The organism is Oenococcus alcoholitolerans (assembly GCF_051852995.1).
GTDB lineage: Bacteria > Bacillota > Bacilli > Lactobacillales > Lactobacillaceae > Oenococcus > Oenococcus alcoholitolerans.
This window is the reverse complement of the sequence record NZ_CP176042.1, coordinates 1,068,059-1,085,921: the sequence shown is the minus strand read 5'-3', so window position 1 is coordinate 1,085,921 and position 17,863 is coordinate 1,068,059. Positions and strand designations below refer to the sequence as shown.

The 17,863-nt window shown below is 36.2% G+C and carries 15 protein-coding genes; 14 read left to right on the top strand and 1 reads right to left on the bottom strand.

Annotated features, from left to right (window positions below):
- Positions 1-472 precede the first annotated feature (472 nt).
- The 5 genes from ACKP2L_RS06120 (at position 473) to ACKP2L_RS06100 (ending at position 5,848) form a co-directional block, all read left to right on the top strand.
- Positions 473-1,225, top strand: a complete 753-nt coding sequence (locus ACKP2L_RS06120) for a hypothetical protein (RefSeq protein ID WP_439424983.1) — start codon at positions 473-475, stop codon at positions 1,223-1,225.
- A gap of 1,116 nt (positions 1,226-2,341) precedes the next feature.
- Positions 2,342-3,136 (top strand): nicotinamide riboside transporter PnuC, encoded by a 795-nt coding sequence (gene pnuC / locus ACKP2L_RS06115; protein ID WP_439424982.1) that lies wholly within the window; start codon positions 2,342-2,344, stop codon positions 3,134-3,136.
- A 162-nt stretch (positions 3,137-3,298) separates the two neighbouring features.
- Positions 3,299-4,183 (top strand): YitT family protein, encoded by an 885-nt coding sequence (locus ACKP2L_RS06110; RefSeq protein WP_439424981.1) that lies wholly within the window; start codon positions 3,299-3,301, stop codon positions 4,181-4,183.
- Between the two features lie 23 nt (positions 4,184-4,206).
- The gene (locus tag ACKP2L_RS06105) at positions 4,207-4,749 is read left to right on the top strand and encodes a GNAT family N-acetyltransferase (protein ID WP_439424980.1); all 543 of its coding nucleotides are present in this window, start codon (positions 4,207-4,209) and stop codon (positions 4,747-4,749) included.
- A 109-nt stretch (positions 4,750-4,858) separates the two neighbouring features.
- Positions 4,859-5,848: an aldo/keto reductase gene (locus ACKP2L_RS06100; protein WP_439424979.1), complete on the top strand. Its 990-nt coding sequence runs from the start codon at positions 4,859-4,861 to the stop codon at positions 5,846-5,848.
- Between the two features lie 58 nt (positions 5,849-5,906).
- Here the strand turns inward: ACKP2L_RS06100 and ACKP2L_RS06095 are convergent, their stop codons facing one another.
- Entirely contained in the window at positions 5,907-6,431 is a 525-nt protein-coding gene (locus ACKP2L_RS06095; RefSeq protein ID WP_439424978.1) for a GNAT family N-acetyltransferase, read from the bottom strand.
- Between the two features lie 460 nt (positions 6,432-6,891).
- Here ACKP2L_RS06095 and ACKP2L_RS06090 point away from each other — a divergent pair, with 460 nt between their 5' ends.
- From ACKP2L_RS06090 to ACKP2L_RS06050, 9 genes are all read left to right on the top strand, one after another.
- Positions 6,892-8,331, top strand: coding sequence for a family 43 glycosylhydrolase (locus tag ACKP2L_RS06090; RefSeq protein ID WP_439424977.1), 1,440 nt, complete (start codon positions 6,892-6,894; stop codon positions 8,329-8,331).
- Positions 8,332-8,333: 2 nt separating this feature from the next.
- Positions 8,334-9,587, top strand: a complete 1,254-nt coding sequence (locus ACKP2L_RS06085; RefSeq protein ID WP_439424976.1) for an MFS transporter — start codon at positions 8,334-8,336, stop codon at positions 9,585-9,587.
- Positions 9,588-9,623: 36 nt separating this feature from the next.
- Positions 9,624-10,640 (top strand): LacI family DNA-binding transcriptional regulator, encoded by a 1,017-nt coding sequence (locus tag ACKP2L_RS06080; protein WP_439424975.1) that lies wholly within the window; start codon positions 9,624-9,626, stop codon positions 10,638-10,640.
- 28 nt (positions 10,641-10,668) lie between these two features.
- Positions 10,669-12,192, top strand: coding sequence for a glycoside hydrolase family 32 protein (locus ACKP2L_RS06075; RefSeq protein WP_439424974.1), 1,524 nt, complete (start codon positions 10,669-10,671; stop codon positions 12,190-12,192).
- Positions 12,193-12,228: 36 nt separating this feature from the next.
- Positions 12,229-13,731, top strand: coding sequence for a hypothetical protein (locus ACKP2L_RS06070; RefSeq protein WP_439424973.1), 1,503 nt, complete (start codon positions 12,229-12,231; stop codon positions 13,729-13,731).
- A 612-nt stretch (positions 13,732-14,343) separates the two neighbouring features.
- Entirely contained in the window at positions 14,344-15,087 is a 744-nt protein-coding gene (gene pxpB, locus ACKP2L_RS06065; RefSeq protein ID WP_439424972.1) for a 5-oxoprolinase subunit PxpB, read from the top strand.
- On the top strand, positions 15,077-16,099 hold the full coding sequence (locus ACKP2L_RS06060) for a biotin-dependent carboxyltransferase family protein (RefSeq protein WP_439424971.1): 1,023 nt from the start codon (positions 15,077-15,079) through the stop codon (positions 16,097-16,099). The genes pxpB and ACKP2L_RS06060 overlap by 11 nt, the downstream gene beginning before the upstream one ends.
- Positions 16,100-16,102: 3 nt before the next feature.
- Complete coding sequence (locus ACKP2L_RS06055) at positions 16,103-16,540, top strand: acetyl-CoA carboxylase biotin carboxyl carrier protein (protein ID WP_439424970.1); 438 nt, start codon at positions 16,103-16,105, stop codon at positions 16,538-16,540.
- The gene (locus ACKP2L_RS06050) at positions 16,537-17,853 is read left to right on the top strand and encodes an acetyl-CoA carboxylase biotin carboxylase subunit (protein ID WP_439424969.1); all 1,317 of its coding nucleotides are present in this window, start codon (positions 16,537-16,539) and stop codon (positions 17,851-17,853) included. The genes ACKP2L_RS06055 and ACKP2L_RS06050 overlap by 4 nt, the downstream gene beginning before the upstream one ends.
- Positions 17,854-17,863 lie beyond the last annotated feature (10 nt).

Sequence of the window (17,863 nt, the reverse complement as noted above, 5' to 3'; positions counted from 1 at the left end):
CGATCTGGACTTTAGTAAATTAACACCAGTTCACGGTCATATTGATATTTTAAAGAACAAGATTCACATGTTGGAATTTTTCCTGAAGCCGTTTCTTTACGATGCCGGATCGTTTATCGATACCATACATACTGTTTAGTTGCGGATTATTTGATCAGATCGGATAGGAAGACGCCGACGATCGTCACCAAAGCTTTCGATGGATCTAACCAAATTATGGAGTCACTGTTAGATGTTTCATCTGCCAGGAAAACGGGTTTAAAAATTAAACGCGGCTTTGATGTCGAAAGAATTATAATTCATAATCGAATGGGTCTAATTAAAATTATTCAATAGCTTACCTTTAACATTAATAAGGTCGTTGTACATAAAATATTTTTATATTTCAACAAAACTTATTTGTAAACGTTTACAATTATATTGGCTCACATTTATGAAGAGATGGTGAACTAATTTATTTGTGGAGAAAATAATGAAAAAAATTAAGAAACCGTTTTATAAAAAATGGTGGTTTTGGGTTATTATTGTCGTTTTATTTATTGGAGCAGCGACTGGGGGCAGTGGTGGTTCCGGCAACAAAACTAGTAAGTCTTCATCTTCAAGTAAACATGTAAAAACAACCATTAGTTCAACGAAGAAAACAAAAACAGTTGCTTCTTATTCTTCTTCTTCGTCATTGTCTTCTTCGTCTAGTGTTGCAGCTGCTCCAGAAAACACTGCTAAGACAGTTGATTTAGCAACAGGAAATTGGTCTGTCGGTACTGGAAAAGATATTGAACCTGGATGGTATATGATTACTGCTACTGGTGGATCTGGTAATTTGCAAACTGATGATGGAGAGGTTAACACAATTTTAGGAACAACAGTTGATAATGATTTAGACCAAGTTGATTCTTATAGAGCTAATCTAAAAAGTGGGCAGACATTACAACTTTCCGGACTGCAGGGAGTACATCTTGTGGCTATAACCAGTCGCACTCCAGTTGATAATGGAAATTTAAGTGCTGGCTCATATGAAGTTGGTTATGATATTAAACCTGGTCGTTATACTATTTCGGCTGTTCAAGGGTCAGGTAATTTACAAACCGATGATGGAATTGTTAATGAAATATTAGGAACAACTGCCGATTCTAATCTAGGACAGGTTACAAACACAACAGTTAATTTAATCAAAGGAGAAACTTTGAATAGTTCTTTAGAACAAATATCGTTGATTAAAAAATGAATTTAACCGCACCGTTTAGGCGGTTTTTTATATCATTTTCTCAACATATCGTTATAAGTTTTTCTTATCTTACTTGTTAGATAAATAAACTTCCATAATTACTGCGATTAATAATAGCCGTCAATAAAATAAAAGTAAATGTTATTGTAATGCCTATAAGCAAATAAGGCAGGATCTTTCTAAAAAAATGTGTTAGCAATCAAAACTATCAATATCCACATTTTTCACCCCGGTTTTCTTGTAAACTTAATATTTGCTTATTTGCGTAAGTATCTTTGAGGCAGGTCGCGATTAATACTTTTTTGCAGTTGCGCCCATTGCATGATATTACCAATACTTATAATTGATTTTTGAAACTTAGTAGGATTGAAATCGTTTAGTAAATAATAGGAAGTCTTGTAAGAAACCAATGCTTTGTTTTCTAAATTCAGTTTGTAAGTCTTATATCATTTACATTCTATTAATTTAAATTTTAAAACACAAACCGGATTATAAAAATAAACAAGTGAAGGGCACTCGTTGCTCATGATGTTTTTTCTCTGATTCTTTTGCCAATTGCATTAGTTGCAACAGTTGTGCGAACCGAAACCAGAATTTTGATGTGTTGAGTAATTTTTTGCTCATAGGAACTGCAATTTTTGTATTGTCTGTATTTTATGGTGAAATATATCGTGCATAAGTCAAGATTTAGTTTTTATATGCGAATATTTGTGTCTAATATATTTTAGACTTTTAGTGCTTTTGGTGATTTTTTTGACACAAATTTTAATTTTAGTTAATTCATCGTTAGCTATGTTATGTGCAGCTATTTAAAGCTTTTCAGTGATGTTGAATTACTCAGCAGTTACATTACCAACTTATAGGGACAAAAAAAGGTTCAATTATATAAATTCAGATAGTAATTAAATTTTTTAAATTTCGCAAATTACTTAACCACAAGTATTTCCGTTTTCTTACTTTTAAAATAAATTAAGCGAAAGTATGTTAACAAATTTAACACGATTTATTAATCCTTTGTTCTTTGTGATATATCATTCTTGTAATTAAATTTAGTTAATTACAAAAAAAGAGCGTTGCTTCCGACCACGGCTCTCTAAAAAACAAGAGGAGAAAATAATGACAGAAAACGTTTCGGCGGATCGTGCATCTTTTGAGCAGAAAAATAACAATGGTTTGCACGAGTTCTGGTTTTTAGTCAAAAAAACATTTAATTTTAAATACGACTGGTTTGAATTAGTCACCTTGAAAAAGGCAACATTGATTTTGTTGTTTGGATTATTGGCTGTTCAGATCGGTTCTTTTTTATTTGCTGATCAATATAATGCGGTCAGCTACATTGGACTTTTTACAGGTGTAACACAGATTATAAGTTTGATTCTTTGTGACCAGGGCAGGATAACCACTTATTTTTGGGAATCCTTAAGTGCTGGCGCGTGGTTGATAACTGATATTGAAAACAGGCTGATCGGTGATATATATTCTCAGGTCTTCTATTTCGTAATGCAATTTGTCGGTATCTATGTTTGGGGCAAGAGGATCGACCGGCAAAGCAAGGGTATCGAACTAAAATCAAGAAAAATGACTTGGCAACAAGGTTTATTTTGGTTTTTTGCTTCGCTAGTCATCTATGCGATCGTACTTTATACTTCAAAAAGATTGAATGGTACACAAATCTATTTGGATGCTACTCTATTGCCGCTGGGAATCGTTGGGCAGGTTTTGATGACCTACGGTTACCGTTCTCAATGGATAGCCTGGATCGCTTTGGACGTTATCAATGTGATCGTTTGGTTCAATCAGTTAAAAGTTTCAAGTCCGGCTTCTTTGTCCATGCTTGTCTTGCAGGTTTTGATGACTGTAAATGCGGTTTACGGCGCCTATATGTGGTTTTTTGATAAAGATCAAAATTAAAAGTTTACTTAATATACAAGTTGTAAAACTCACTCCAGGACTTAGTATCACGGTCTTGAAAGTGGGTTTTTATTTTTTTGAAATAAACATATTTTGATGCTGATTGCTCTCTGAAAAATACTACAATTAAAAAGTAAATTCGAGAAAAAGGGAGGGGATCCTTTGAAAAAGTATGTTTTCGGTCGTTTGGACAGCTCACTGACCAGCTATGTTAAAACCTTGATAAGCAAAGATCTGCTTTATATTATTTTTGGTTCTTTTGTTTATGCCGTTTCGATCAATTATTTTTTGATACCGACTAGGCTTGGCGAGGGCGGGGTCACCGGTTTGACAACGATCGCTTACTACACTTTGAATATTCCTCCTTATCTGACTAATATCGTTTTGAATGGGATCATCCTGTTATTAGCGGTCCGGTTTTTGAATTTAAAATTAGTTTTGTATTCGCTTTGGGCGGTCGTTTGGTTATCTATTTTTCTGCGTTTGCCGGTTATTTTCGTCTACCGTACGAACCAAACTATTATTTCAGCTGTTATGGCCGGCAGCCTGACCGGTCTTTCGATGGGGATCTTGTTAAATTCAAACGGATCGATCGCCGGCAGCACCATTTTAGGCAAAATAGTCAATAAATATTTTGGGATACAGGTAGGCTGGTCGACGCTATTTTTTGATTTGTCAGTCGCAGTGCCGTCAGTCTTTATAATCGGTTTTGAAAATATGCTGTTGACGGCATTAGAACTTTTTATTTCAGCGCAAATAACCAATATTTTCTTAGCTCGTTTTGGATCGAAAAAGTCTTTAATGATCATTTCTGATAAAAGCCAGCAGATAGCGCAAGAACTTTCTCGACATCTAAAACAGGGGATAACAGTTATTCCGGCTCGCGGTTTCTATAGCGGCCAAGACAAACAGATCCTTTATTTGACCTGTGATCGCAAGCAGCTGGTCGAAGTGATACCTTTTATCAAAAATGTTGACGGCAAGGCTTTGGTAATGGTCGAAAACATCCGGAGCGTACGCGCAAACGATCTGTATCGTATTCTGTAATCTTTATAGGAAGGGTTTAAATTATGTTATCTTATAAAATCGATCGCCAACTGTCTTTGTCTTTGCCGCGGCCTAAAAAAGACGCTGCTGGTTTATATAAAATGATCGCTTCAGATCGTGATCGTATTAGTCGTTTTTTGCCTTGGGCCGATAGTTTAAAAGATGTTCAAGCTGAAGAAGATTTTTTACGAGAAACTAATTTAAATTTTGTAAAAGAAGCATCTTTGAATCTGGTCATTAATTACCAAGATAAAGCTGTTGGAATGATCAGTTTGAATAGAATCATTCATTTGAATAGAAGTGCCGATATCGGTTATTGGCTTGGTAAAGATTTTCGAAGAAAAGGGATCATGACCAAGGCAGTTTTAGCTATTACCGAAATAGCTTTTAAAGAATATGACCTCAATCGGCTGATAATTCGCGCAGCTGTTGAAAATACCGCCAGCAACGCAACCGCTAAGAAAGCCGGCTTCGTCTTGGAAGCTCGCTTAAAACAGTCGGCATTGCTTTTAGACGGTTTTCATGATGAGAACCAATATCGTTTGTTAAAGAATGAGCGGTTTTAATATTTTTTGCTTGACTTGGAGTTGACTGCAAGGATTAATATATTCAGTGTCCATGTTGCTTTTTAAAAGTAAGGCAAATGGCTTTGTTTTTCCATGTAAGGAGAATGATATGCAATACACTGAATTAGGTAAAACTGGAATGAAAGTTAGTCGTCTGGTTCTTGGAACGATGAATTTCGGTTCTCGAACTGATGAAAAAACTTCATTTGCGATCATGGATCGCGCTCTGGAATTAGGAATCAATTTCTTCGATACTGCCAATGTTTATGGCGCTTGGGGAATTGGTCAGCATAGTGGTTATACTGAAGAGATCATCGGCCGTTGGTTTGCTCAAGGCGGCGGACGACGTGAAAAAGTTGTTTTAGCGACTAAGTTCTATAATCACATGGAAAATGAGCTTGATGGTCCTAATGATCCCGCCGGCGTTTCAGCTTATAAACTTTATCGCAGTTTAGATGCTTCTTTGAAACGTCTGCAGACTGATCATATCGAACTTTACCAAATGCATCATATTGACCACACGATCAATTGGGACGAAATTTTTGGCGCTTACGAAAATATGATCGCTCAAGGCAAGATCTATTATGCCGGTTCCAGCAATTTTGGGGCTCGGCACTTGGCCTTTGCTGATGCAGCCGCTGAAAAACGCCATTTTCTTGGTTTGGTCAGTGAACAGCATTTGTACAACTTGTTCGAGCGTTTGCCGGAATTAGAGCTGCTGCCGACAGCCAAGGATCTGGGGATGGGTATCATCGTTTGGAGCCCGCTTGAAGGAGGACTTTTGGCCGAAAATGCTTTGGGTGCTACCAGTGGACGCCGTGCTGAAAGAGCGAGCCGTCTGACCGACAGGCAGAGAAAGCAGATTCAAGATTATGCAGCTTTGTGCAAAGAATTAGGCGAAAGCGAGTCTAATGTTGCTTTGGCCTGGCTGCTGCAAAATCCTGCAATAACTGCACCGATCGTTGGTCCAAGAACTGTTGAGCAGTTAAATGAGGCAGTCCATGCTGTTGACATCAAGTTGTCTCCTGAAATATTGGCAAGGCTTGACGAGATCTTCCCAGGACCTGGCGGTTCTGCACCAGAAGCTTACGCTTGGTGATCGATAATTGGATATATTTAAAAACCCGCAAAACTTTTTATAAGCTTGCGGGTTTTCTTTATGCCAATAATTGATAAGCAAAGCGTTTGGTCCTGATACCTGATTCGATGATCCACACATCACCTGAATATTTGAATCCGTTGGATTCGATCACGTGCTGCATGGCTTTATTATCAGGGTGGGTGTCGATACGAATATCTCTATAGCCCTTGTCGACCGCGGTCGTTATCAAATTGCTGATCAAAAATTTTGATAAGTTTTTACCGCGAAATTCATCGGACATGGCTGTACGATGAATGGCAGCATAATCTTTATTTTGACCGTTTTGCCACTGGCCTTTAATTTGAGTGTATTCTTGGTCCTCTCCGTAAGTGATAGATCCTGTTGCAGCGATTTTTTGATCATAAACTAAAATATAAGCGCTGTCGCTGTCGATATCGTTTACTAAATGGCTTTCATTAGGATAACTATTTTGCCACTGATCGATATCTTGGCTTTTTAAAGTTGCTCGAGCAGAATCAAAAATTTTTTTGATCTCCGGCAGATCTTCTTTGGTACTTTTTCTAAGAAAAATTGCTGGCATATATAAATGTCTCTACTTTCTTTTTAATGCAATTTTTATATTATTTCATGAAAGAAGGTGAAAGTGCAAGTCTATATTTTATTTTTATCTTGAGAATTCGTGGTTAATTCATCGAATCAAAAAGTTTCGTCAGGTCATTTTCAAAATCGACTAATTCAAAAAAATTGAGATTTTCTTCTTGCTCTATTTCTTTAATTTTTAACTTTAACTTTGGATTATCGTTTAGGGATACGCCGGGTAAATATGAGCGATAAGCTTCTACGATGTCATTTCCGTTGGCATGATGTGGTCTTAAACGTCTTAGGGAGAGCTAAAAATATATTAATAATTTGGAATAAGGAATTTTTTATACTCTTCTTGACAAAAAATGTAAGGGCTACCATAATTATTTATAGATGCTTAAACGTTTAAACGGTTTTAAACCTTAAGAATCTATAACACTTGTTATTGGGAGCTAAAAATGTCAAATGAAATTTTTTATAGACCAAAAAGTGCCTATGTAGGAGATGTAATCCCGTATTCTGAAAAGGGTACTAGTTATTTATATTTTTTGTTGGATGAAAGAACTGTCCCGAAACCGGGGATGCCTTGGTCTTTAGTTACAACAAAAGATTATGTAAATTTGGATGATCATGGAATATCTTTAGCGTCTGGTGGAATAAAATCAAAGGATTTTAATTGTTATACCGGCAGCATTGTTAAGGATGGTAATGGCAGATATCATGTTTTTTATACCGGTAATAATCCCTATATTACGGATAACACTGGCCATTCTTTTCAACTCATAATGCATGCTACTAGTGACGATGGTATGCAGACTTGGAACAGACATGATGAGCTGTCTTTTGGTCCTGGTGATGGGTTTGAGCCGTACGATTGGCGCGATCCTTTTGTTTTTCACGATGAAGATAATGATATATGGCGAATGTTGATTGCTGCCAGAAAAAATAAAGGACCTTATCGACGTCGTGGCGTTACAGCGCAATATGTTTCCAAAGATCTTTATTCTTGGCAACAAGTAGAACCTTTTTGGGATCCGAATAGATTTCTTGCTATGGAATGTCCAGAAGTGTTTTTTTGGAATGGTTGGTGGTATTTCTTTTATTCTGAATTTACAGACGCTTTTACAACTAAGTATAGAATTTCAAAAAAATTGGAGGGTCCGTGGATTGCTCCGGATCATGATACTATCGATGGTCGTGCTTTTTATGCGGCAAAGAGTACTTTTCTTAACGGTAAACGATTTTTTACTGGGTGGATTTCAACAAAAGAAGGAGAAAAAGATGATGGCGCGTGGCAATGGGCAGGCACCATGTCAACTCTTGAAGCAGTTCAAAAAGATAATGGTACTCTTTCTTTTAAATTCCCAGATAGTTTAGTCAATAGCTTTGACAAGAAGATTCCATTTTCAATCGAACCCAAAAAATTAAATGCAATTGATTCTTTTAAGAGCGCAGTTTCTAATGTAGATTTACCAAATAATTCATATACGAAGATTTCTTTTGAGGTAGATAAAGGAACTCATGAATTTGGAGTATTACTCAGATCTTCCCAAGATGGTGACTCTTCCTACTTTATTAGGCTTGAACCAAATCGATCAAGAATGGTTTTTGATAGGTGGCCAAGAAAAAATACTGGTACTGAACAGTGGCAAATTTCTGGAGATGTTCCATTTTATGTTGAATTGGAGCGTCCAAGCGATTTATCACTTGGTAGTCATACTCTTGAAATTATTGTTGAAGATTCTATCGCGGTTATTGTTTTGGATCAAGATGTTACTTTAAGTACAAGAATTTATGATAAAAAAACAGGCAGACTTGGCTATTTTGTAAGCGACGGATCTGTAAAATTAACTTCACTAGAAGTTCGTACAAGAACATCTTTGAATAAAGAGGTATAAAAATGATTGGTACTCATACACATGGTCGAACGTTATCATGGAACAATTTTAGATTTATATCTGGTTTCGGTATCTATGCAATTTTACAAAATACGGGTTTCTATATGATCGCTTCAGTACTTATGCCTCAAAGATTAAAAGATATTGGTATATCAAATCCAAATGCTTTGCTAGGAACTATTAGTGCTGCGGGAGCCATTATCTCACTTTTTGTAAATGTTTTTGTTGGTTCTATGTCTGATAGAACCAGGAGCCGTTTTGGTAAGCGTACTCCATGGTATTTAAGTGGTGCGCTTTTAGCCGCTATTTCTTTCTATCTTATCGGTTCGCCTAGAACAGGAATCGGTGTCCTTTTGGCTTACTGTTTTGCTAATATTGGTCAAAACATGATGACAGCTCCAATAGTCGCAACTCTTTCCGATAGGGTTCCTCATAGCAATAGGGGCACTGTATCTGCGGCTTATGGGGGCGGGATTACTGTTGGACAAGCAGTAGGTACTTTTTTAGGATCACTATTTATTTTTCAGACTGGTGTCGGCTTTTTCTCAGCAGCTTTAATGTACATTTTTGCAGGCTTGTTTGCATTTATTTTGTTGCCGAAGGAACCGAGAAGTGATATTAAATATGAAAAAGAAAAATTAGAAAGTGTTTGGAAAGTTATAATAAAAGCGTTTACTCCACCATTTCATGCACCGGATTTTTGGCGAGCCTTTATTTGCCGTACTAGTTTGATCGTTGCTTATCAGATGATTTCAGCTTATCAATTATATATAATTGAAGACCATTTAGGACAATCTAGAGGAAACGCTGGTACGATAATTTCGATAATGTCAGTTATAACTATGATTGTTTCATTTGCAGCATCAATTACTTCCGGACCATTTTCAGATAAAATAGGCCGTCGTAAGCCAGTTGTTATTTCTGCTTGTGCCTTGTACGCTTTAGGAATAGCTATGCCTTGGTTAATTCCTTCCGCTACAGGTATGTTTCTTTTTGCTGGAATAGCTGGCCTTGGTTATGGTATTTTTATGTCGGTTGACCAGGCTTTGAATGTTGATGTGTTGCCAAATAAGGATAACGCTGGTAAGGATTTAGGCTTTTTGAATGTAGCTAGTTGTGCTGGTCAAGCAATTGGTTCTGGAATAACTTCGTCTCTTGTAACTTTTACTAGTTCTTATACACCGGTTTTTCCCGTAGCTATCGTTATAACTGCAATTGCTGCATTTTCAATAGTTGGCATTAAAGGCGTAAAGTAACTAACATTTTGTTACCATTAACGATATGATTAAGGAATGAAAAGAGTGACACTGCGCGATATTGCAAAAAAAGCAGGAGTTTCAATTGCAACTGTTTCTTGGGCTATAAATAATAATAAAAATGTTAGAATTCCTTTAGAAACAAGGAATAGAATCCAAAAAATTGCTCAAGAATTGGGCTACAAAAAGAATGCGCTGGCTAGCGAATTGGTCAGTGGAGAAACAAAATTTATTGGTTTTATCACTGATGATGTTGCGACTACTCCCTTTGCAGGTCAGATTATTCAAGGAGCTCAGGACGAAGCCTGGAAAAGTGGAAAAATATTATTAATTGTTAATACCGATGGCAAAGATACTGTGGAACAAGCTGCATTTAACATGATGGAAGAATATCGAGTACAAGGTATAATTTACTCAACTTGGTATCATCATCCTTTATCTGTTCCTGATTATTTATTAACGGTGCCCTCTATTTTAGTGAATTGTTTTGACAAAAAGGATATTTGTCCATCTGTTGTTCCTGATGAATTTCAAGGCGGGTATGATGCAACTAAATTGTTAATAAATGCTGGCCATAAAAAAATTGCATTTTTTAATACTACTTCACCTTCGCCTGCTAAAACTGACCGCCTTAAAGGTTATCGAACCGCTTTAGAGGAATCTAAAATTGAATTTAATAATTCTCTAGTTTTCAATGTTACTCCAAACCAAGAAGGCGGTTATAACTTTGCCGATTCATTAATAAAGAGCGGAGCAACTGCAGTTTTTTGCCATAACGACCGGGTGGCGATGGGTCTGTATGATGCATTAAACAAAAAGAATATCAAAATCCCAGAAAATATGTCGATTGTTGGGTTCGATAATCAAGAAGTAATTTCAGCTCACCTGCATCCTTCACTTACCACGGTTGGCCTTCCTCATTACGATCTAGGAGTTCAAGGCGTTAAGAAATTGTTGAGCTTGTTTGATGATTCCGGTTCCTCCTTTAAAAAAACAGTTACTCATATTCATTGCCCCATTATAATTAGAAAATCAATTAGCAGTATTAGTTAAATAAATTGTTTTTTTGCGAGGTGGCAAAATGAACCACTCTAAATTATTAAAGACAGTATTATTATCTATAACTTTTTTGGTTTCTTTTCTATTCTTTTCTTCATTTTCGAATGCGGAATATAACAAAACTGAATCTAATCGAGCGATTTATCATTTAACACCGCCAGATCATTGGCTAAGTGATCCTCAAAGGCCACTGTTTGTTAACGGACACTATAATCTTTATTATCTTTATAGTAACCCGAATAATTCTCCAGGGGGATGGCGAAGAGCAACAACTGAAGACAATGTTTTCTTTAAGGATCAAGGGATTTCCATACCTTTAAAAAATAATATTCCGGTTTGGACTGGATCAACTATTATTGATAAAAATAATACTGCCGGATTTGGTTTAAATACAATTATTGCGATTGTTACGCAGCCAACTGGAGGTGATTCCTATAATCAAGAACAATACCTTTGGTATTCTCATGATGACGGTAAAAGTTTCGTACAATATGAGAAACCAGTAATAAAAAATCCTGATCATTCTAATTGGTTTCGTGACCCTAAAATAGAATGGGATAGTCAAAAAGAAGAGTGGGTTGCAGTTATTGGCAGACCTCAAAGCGTTGTATTCTATGTATCCAAAAATTTAAAAGATTGGCAGTATTGTTCTACTTTTAAATATGATGATCCAAATATAGGTGGTATGGAGTGCCCGGATTTTTACCAAATAAAAGCCAACGATGGGAGTTGGCATTGGGTATTAGGCGCAAGTGTTCAAGGAGATTATTCAGGCAAGGTAAATACTTTTGCTTATTGGACTGGTGATTGGAACGGAAGTACTTTTTCTCCAGATCATTCTAGCCCGAAATGGTTGGATTATGGATGGGATTGGTATGCTTCGGTATCATGGCCAGATCATAATAATCCTGAAAGTCAAAGATTTTACATCGGATGGATGAATAACTGGGAATATGCTAATAGAAATATTCCTACTGATACTAGCGATGGCTATAATGGTCAAATGTCAATCGTGAGAACTATACGTTTAATTAAAACAGCAGATAATGACTATTTAATTGAATCATACCCTGTTAAAAGTCTTGAAAATTACGTCAATAAGGAAACCAAAATACCTGATCTTGTTGTGAATGGCAGCCACGATATTAACTATCATGGAAGATCGTATGAAATTAATTTAGATATTTCTTGGGATCAACTTTCTAACGTTGGAATACAGGTTGGCAAGTCAGGCGATGGTCAAAGGCATACTGATATAGGCCTATTTAATAATGATACTTTTTATGTAAATAGACAAAGATCCGAGAATGATGGATATAGATTTTATCCTTGGGTAGAATCACATGCTGATTTTAATCCAGAAAATAAAAAAATTAATATTAAAATTTTTGTGGATCATCAATCCGTTGAAGTATTTGCGGATAATGGAAAAATAGTTTTTTCGGATCAAGTATATTTTGAAAAAGAGGATACAGGTATTTCTTTTTATTCTAGCGGTGGAAAAGCATTTTTTAAGAATATTACAATTAAGCAATTTGATAAATAAAAATTTTAATTATATTTTAGTCAAAGGTGTAAAGCTATGGAAAAATCAGAAGATCAAAAAAGTTTTGATTCTGAAATATATAATACAATTGAACTTTTTGTTGAATTAAAACATTTTGAAAAAGAAAACGGATCTGTTTCATTGTTTTCAATTAAAAACAATGAAAAATATTTTTTAAGTTCAAGCGATATATCTTTGAATCGTCAATTCTTAAAATTTCGAATATATCCTGGGCGAAGTTATCAAATTAAAACCGATAATGTGTGCATTAAATTAGCATATCTTTCTGGTTCAAATGATATTTTTGAAAGAGGAATAAAATATTTATTTCAAAATATAAATTTTCAAAAAAATACTACAGTCCATTTTCATCCTATTAAAGGTTGGATGAATGATCCTAATGGTTTGTGTTGGTTCAGGGGACTATATCACATGTTTTTCCAATATAATCCCTACGATAAGATTTGGGATAATATGTTCTGGGGCCACGCCGTGAGTCGAGATTTAATCCATTGGATTGACTTGCCAGTCATATTATTTCCTCAGGAAGAGCTTTATCATTTTTCAGGGATTAAGGGAGGTGCATTTTCTGGTTCTGCAGTCGTAACTGATGAAGATAATAATTTTTCTGAAGAAAAATATCAGGATCAAAAATATTTATGGTTGTTTTTTACTAGACATTTCGGTCTTAAAGATGAATTTGCTGGGACGGCACAGTACCAAGTTGTTATGCGTTCTACTGACGGTCTTACGTTTGGTCGTGAAATTCCAATTATTAGAAGACCGCTAAAGAATATTAATTTTGATTTTCGGGATCCAAAAGTTGGTTTTTATAATAATGATAGTAATAGTATCTCTATGAATCATTCTTTTTGGTATATGGTCATTGGCAGTTCTGTAGATATTTCTAATGAGAAAAAATATAATATAACAGATTTTGATGGGCATCCTTCAGCTAGTATCAACGATAATGATATTTTATTAAATAATAATAATTTAAATGTACCATCTGTGCTGTTATTTAAATCAACTGATCTAAATAATTGGCGATATTGCGGTACGCTCAAAAAATTCTATGAATATTTGGGAGCTAGATCTATCGAATGTCCTGATTTTTTTAAATTACAAAATCAATGGGTTCTAACTGCATCACTTATGTGGTGGAAAGATAAAAGCAATCGTTTTCAGCCAGTAAAATGGTTTGTAGGGAATTTTAATGGAAAAGATTTTGAACAAAAAGAAACCGGATTGGTAGATTTTGGTGGTAATTTATATGCAATGCAAAGTTTTGAACACCATGGTGAGCGCATTGCTATTTCTTGGTTTTCTGACTGGTATTTAGAGAACTATGGTTATAATAAATCATTACCTTTTAGCGGAGCTATGTCGTTTCCACGGAAACTTCAATTAAAAGATAATATTTTGATACAGAAACCAATTAACCAAGTTTATAATTTATTTAATAGTTTCATTTTATATGATGATAAAAATAAGAATTTTGATGTTTTAAAGGAATTAAAATTAAAAAAAAAAATTTAAAAAATATTCCTTATTATATTTGTATAAAATTTGATTATCAAACTAACTTTAGCTTGACATTATCAAAGAAAAATAAAATTTCTTTATTTTTAAAACGGTATGGATCAAAAATATTTTTTGATTCTGAACCTAATTATTTTCACAAAGTTTATTTTGGTACAAATGTTAAAGAAATAAAAAAATTGAAATTTTTTTGATCATGGAATAACAGAAGTTTTCGTTAATGACGGGGAAAAGGTAGGTTCTCATCTTTTTCCGTGGAAGAATGATGGTGATTCTTTATTTGGAATTGATATTGATGATGAAAAATCTATAAAATATTTTAAAATTAGCATTTCTTCATCTAACAAGTATTTCCTAGAAGGATTTTAAATAACTAAATAAAAAAATCACTTGTTTTAATTAAAAACTCACAAATAACCGCCCTTTTAAAAAAATAAATGGTGCGGTTATTTTTGTATCCGCTTAAGCTTTACATGATTGCCCGTTTTATCGAGAGTTATAAAAAATTATCTGACCTGTGTTATAAAAACTTACAATAACCGAACTTTCTTCTTTTCTTTTTGCTAATATTCATCTAATAATTAAAAAAATCAAAAAAAGGAGGTTCGAATGTTTGAATATCGCTATCAGTTAATTAGTGAGGAAGCCTTCGATTTAGTCTTTGCCAACAAGATTGATATCAAGATCAACTGGTTGATTCAGAATCTGGCACGTTATTTACTGAAAAATATTTCAAGATACCGCGGTATTATCGATCTAATCCCGGCTTACCATACGCTGACTGTTTATTTCGACCCCCTGCTTATTTCATATCAAGAAGCAAAGCAATCTTTGAATAATCTATTAAACAGCGATCTTTTTAAAAATTCCTCTTTTGCAAAGCGGATTATTGAAATTCCGGTTTGCTACGATGATGAATTCGGACCGGATCTTAAAGATCTTGCCGAATACGCCAAGATGAGCATTGACCAGCTGATTGAAACACATACAAATAGCGATTACTACATTTATATGCTGGGTTTTCTGCCGGGGTTTGCCTACATGGGCACAGTTATTGATCGAATTGCCATGCCCAGATTAGCTCAGCCGCGAAAAAAACTTGAAGCCGGCAGTGTCGGTATTGCCGGGAAACAAACTGGAATGTATCCGGTTCAGTCTCCCGGGGGATGGCGGATTATCGGCCGAACGCCGTTGATACTTTATGATCCGAATAGACCTGAACCAAGGTATCGGGCTGGCGACTATATTCGTTTTAAATCAATCAGCAAAGAACAATATGAGCAGATTAGAGAACAGGATCGTGCCGGCGAATACAAACTAAATACTATTTCTGGAGAAAGCGATGAATATTGAAGTTATCGAAAAGGGGCTTTCCTCAACCATCCAGGATCTAGGCCGCTATCATCACCAGATTGAAGGATTTCCTGTTTCTGGAGCGATTGATCAGTATTCTTTTCGCCTTGCTAATCTTCTAGTAGATAACCCGATCACTGCTGCACAAATTGAATTTTTAATCTTAGGACCGTCTTTACGTTTTTCCGGCCACACTTTTATCGCTATAACCGGCAGTAACAGCCATCCCCAGCTTAACGGCCAGCCGATTTCAATCAATCAAACTATTGAAGTTAATGAGGGTGATTGTCTTTCCTTTTCGACGATCGATAATGGACGTTTCGGCTATATTTCCTTTGCCGGTGGCGGAATCAAAATAAATGAGGTTATGGACAGCCGTTCAACGACCATTAAAGCTCAAATTGGCGGTATGTATGGTCGTGCTTTAGAAATAGGCGATAAAATTCCCGCTGATGAGAGCTTCTTTATGCCTAGCCTTAATTGGCGAAAGGCTGAAATAACAAAAGATTTTCCGGAAACGATTCATTTTCTGACTGGTCCGCAATGGGATATTTTCGATCCAAAAGCAATCCGATCTTTTGTTGAACAGACTTTCACTTCGCCTCTGCAAGGTGATCGAATGGGTTATCGGCTGCAGGAACAAATTGAACCGGCTCCGAAAATCAGTATCTTGTCTCAAGGAACCGTCTTTGGCAATGTTCAGGTAACCAGTAACGGTCAAGCAATTGTTTTATTGGCCGATCGGCAGACAACCGGCGGCTATCCTGTAATAGCTACTATCATTGCGGCTGATATCCCATATTTTGTTCAAATGCCGGCCGGCAGGAAATTCCATTTTGAAAAGACTAATTATCACGATGCCGTTTTACGAATAGCTGATACAAGGCAGAATTTGAAAAAAATCGTTGATCAGTGGCGTTTTAAAAAATACCATTTTCCAATTGGTCCCAGCAGAAAATCATCACCGGCTATTCAAAAATTAATTGAAATCAGCAGCCGCAGAAAGGAATGATCTATGAAATTAAACAAAATTAGAAAAATGATTGATCTGTTCAATAAATCAGGGCTTGATCGAATGGAAATCAAAGATTTTGAAGGTTCGTTTATATTTGAAAAAAATAACCATCTGTCTAAAGAGGTTTTAGATCGTGATTTAAAAATTTCTGCACCGACAAAGGCTGCTAACGATGGTCAGGAAAATGATTTACTTGTTAAAGCGCCCTTTGTGGGAACTTTTTACACTGCTCCGGCGCCAGGCAAAGATAATTTCGTTAATGTCGGCGACCATGTTCACAAAGGTCAGACCTTAGCTATCATCGAAGCGATGAAGATTGAAAATGAAATCAAAAGCAGTGCAGATGGAGATATCAAAAAAATTTTCGTTTCTGACGGCGGCCAAGTCGAATTTGATCAGGCTCTGTTTGAGATCACTAAGGCTGGTGATGGCCAGTGAAGAAGGTCCTGGTAGCTAACCGTGGTGAAATAGCTGTACGGGTTATTCGAGCTTGCAAAGTCTTGGATTTAAAAACTGTCGCTGTTTATTCACTCGCTGATAAAAGCGCCTTGCATGTTCAATTGGCTGATCAAGCTGTCTGTATCGGCCCAGCGGATCCTAAAAAAAGTTACTTAAATCAAAATAACATTATTGCCGCCGCACAAATAACTGGAGCCGACGCTATTCATCCGGGATATGGCTTTTTATCAGAAAATGCTGATTTTGCAGAGCTTTGTCAAAACAACGGTCTAACTTTTATCGGTCCGAGCGCTTCGGTAATCCGGACGATGGGTGATAAAGAACAAGCACGACAGACAATGCAGGCAGCCGGGGTACCGATTATTGCCGGCAGCGAAAACGATTTTCTTGATTTGGATACCGGTTTAAAATCAGCGGCAGCACTTGATTATCCGGTCATGCTTAAAGCCAGTGCCGGCGGCGGCGGAAAGGGGATGCGGATCGTCGCTTCTGCTGATCAATTCGCTAATCAATTTTCAACAGCACAAGCTGAAGCCGTCAATTCTTTTGGCGATGGACATATGTATTTGGAAAAATATCTGCCTGACCCGCGGCATATTGAAGTTCAAATTGCCGCTGATAATTTTGGTCATGTTTTTGCTCTGGGCGAACGCGATTGTACGATTCAGCAGCGCCATCAAAAAGTTATTGAAGAAGCTCCGGCGACCGCTTTAGATGACGATTCCCGTCAAGTTATGTTTGATATATCGGTAAAAGCTGCTGAAAGTATCGGCTATGTCGGCGTCGGCACAATGGAGTTTCTTTATCAGGGACCGAGCAATTTTTATTTTATGGAAATGAACACACGTTTACAGGTCGAACATCCTGTTAGCGAACTGACTTCAAATCATAATTTAGTTGAATTGCAGCTGATGATTGCTAACGGCCAAAGAATAGATTATCTTTTTAAGAAAAAATCAGCGGTTGAAAATTTTGCTCTAGAGTGCCGGATTAATGCTTTAACAGCCGGCAAAATTACTTCTTTGCACCTCCCGGGCGGGAATGGTATTCGGGTAGATGATGCTCTTTATCAAGGTTATCTAGTGCCGCCTTATTATGATTCGATGATCGCTAAAATAATCGCTTATGGCAAAAGTCGGAGTTCGACAATTAAAAAAATGCAAGCTGCTCTTGATGAAACAGTGATAGGCGGTATTTCAACTAATCTTGATTTTTTAGCACAGCTTTTAAGAGAAGAAGATTATTTAAAAAATAATACAGATATTAATTGGCTTGATCGTTTAAGCAGATGAAAGGAAAAAA

Excerpts from the sequence above, each read along its gene's own strand:
- ACKP2L_RS06120 (WP_439424983.1), top strand. The coding sequence starts at position 473 with ATGAAAAAAATTAAGAAACCGTTTTATAAAAAATGGTGGTTTTGGGTT.
- pnuC (WP_439424982.1), top strand. The coding sequence starts at position 2,342 with ATGACAGAAAACGTTTCGGCGGATCGTGCATCTTTTGAGCAGAAAAAT.
- ACKP2L_RS06105 (WP_439424980.1), top strand. The coding sequence starts at position 4,207 with ATGTTATCTTATAAAATCGATCGCCAACTGTCTTTGTCTTTGCCGCGG.
- ACKP2L_RS06100 (WP_439424979.1), top strand. The coding sequence starts at position 4,859 with ATGCAATACACTGAATTAGGTAAAACTGGAATGAAAGTTAGTCGTCTG.
- ACKP2L_RS06095 (WP_439424978.1), bottom strand. The coding sequence starts at position 6,431 with ATGCCAGCAATTTTTCTTAGAAAAAGTACCAAAGAAGATCTGCCGGAG.
- ACKP2L_RS06090 (WP_439424977.1), top strand. The coding sequence starts at position 6,892 with ATGTCAAATGAAATTTTTTATAGACCAAAAAGTGCCTATGTAGGAGAT.
- ACKP2L_RS06085 (WP_439424976.1), top strand. The coding sequence starts at position 8,334 with ATGATTGGTACTCATACACATGGTCGAACGTTATCATGGAACAATTTT.
- ACKP2L_RS06080 (WP_439424975.1), top strand. The coding sequence starts at position 9,624 with ATGAAAAGAGTGACACTGCGCGATATTGCAAAAAAAGCAGGAGTTTCA.
- ACKP2L_RS06075 (WP_439424974.1), top strand. The coding sequence starts at position 10,669 with ATGAACCACTCTAAATTATTAAAGACAGTATTATTATCTATAACTTTT.
- ACKP2L_RS06070 (WP_439424973.1), top strand. The coding sequence starts at position 12,229 with ATGGAAAAATCAGAAGATCAAAAAAGTTTTGATTCTGAAATATATAAT.
- pxpB (WP_439424972.1), top strand. The coding sequence starts at position 14,344 with ATGTTTGAATATCGCTATCAGTTAATTAGTGAGGAAGCCTTCGATTTA.
- ACKP2L_RS06060 (WP_439424971.1), top strand. The coding sequence starts at position 15,077 with ATGAATATTGAAGTTATCGAAAAGGGGCTTTCCTCAACCATCCAGGAT.
- ACKP2L_RS06055 (WP_439424970.1), top strand. The coding sequence starts at position 16,103 with ATGAAATTAAACAAAATTAGAAAAATGATTGATCTGTTCAATAAATCA.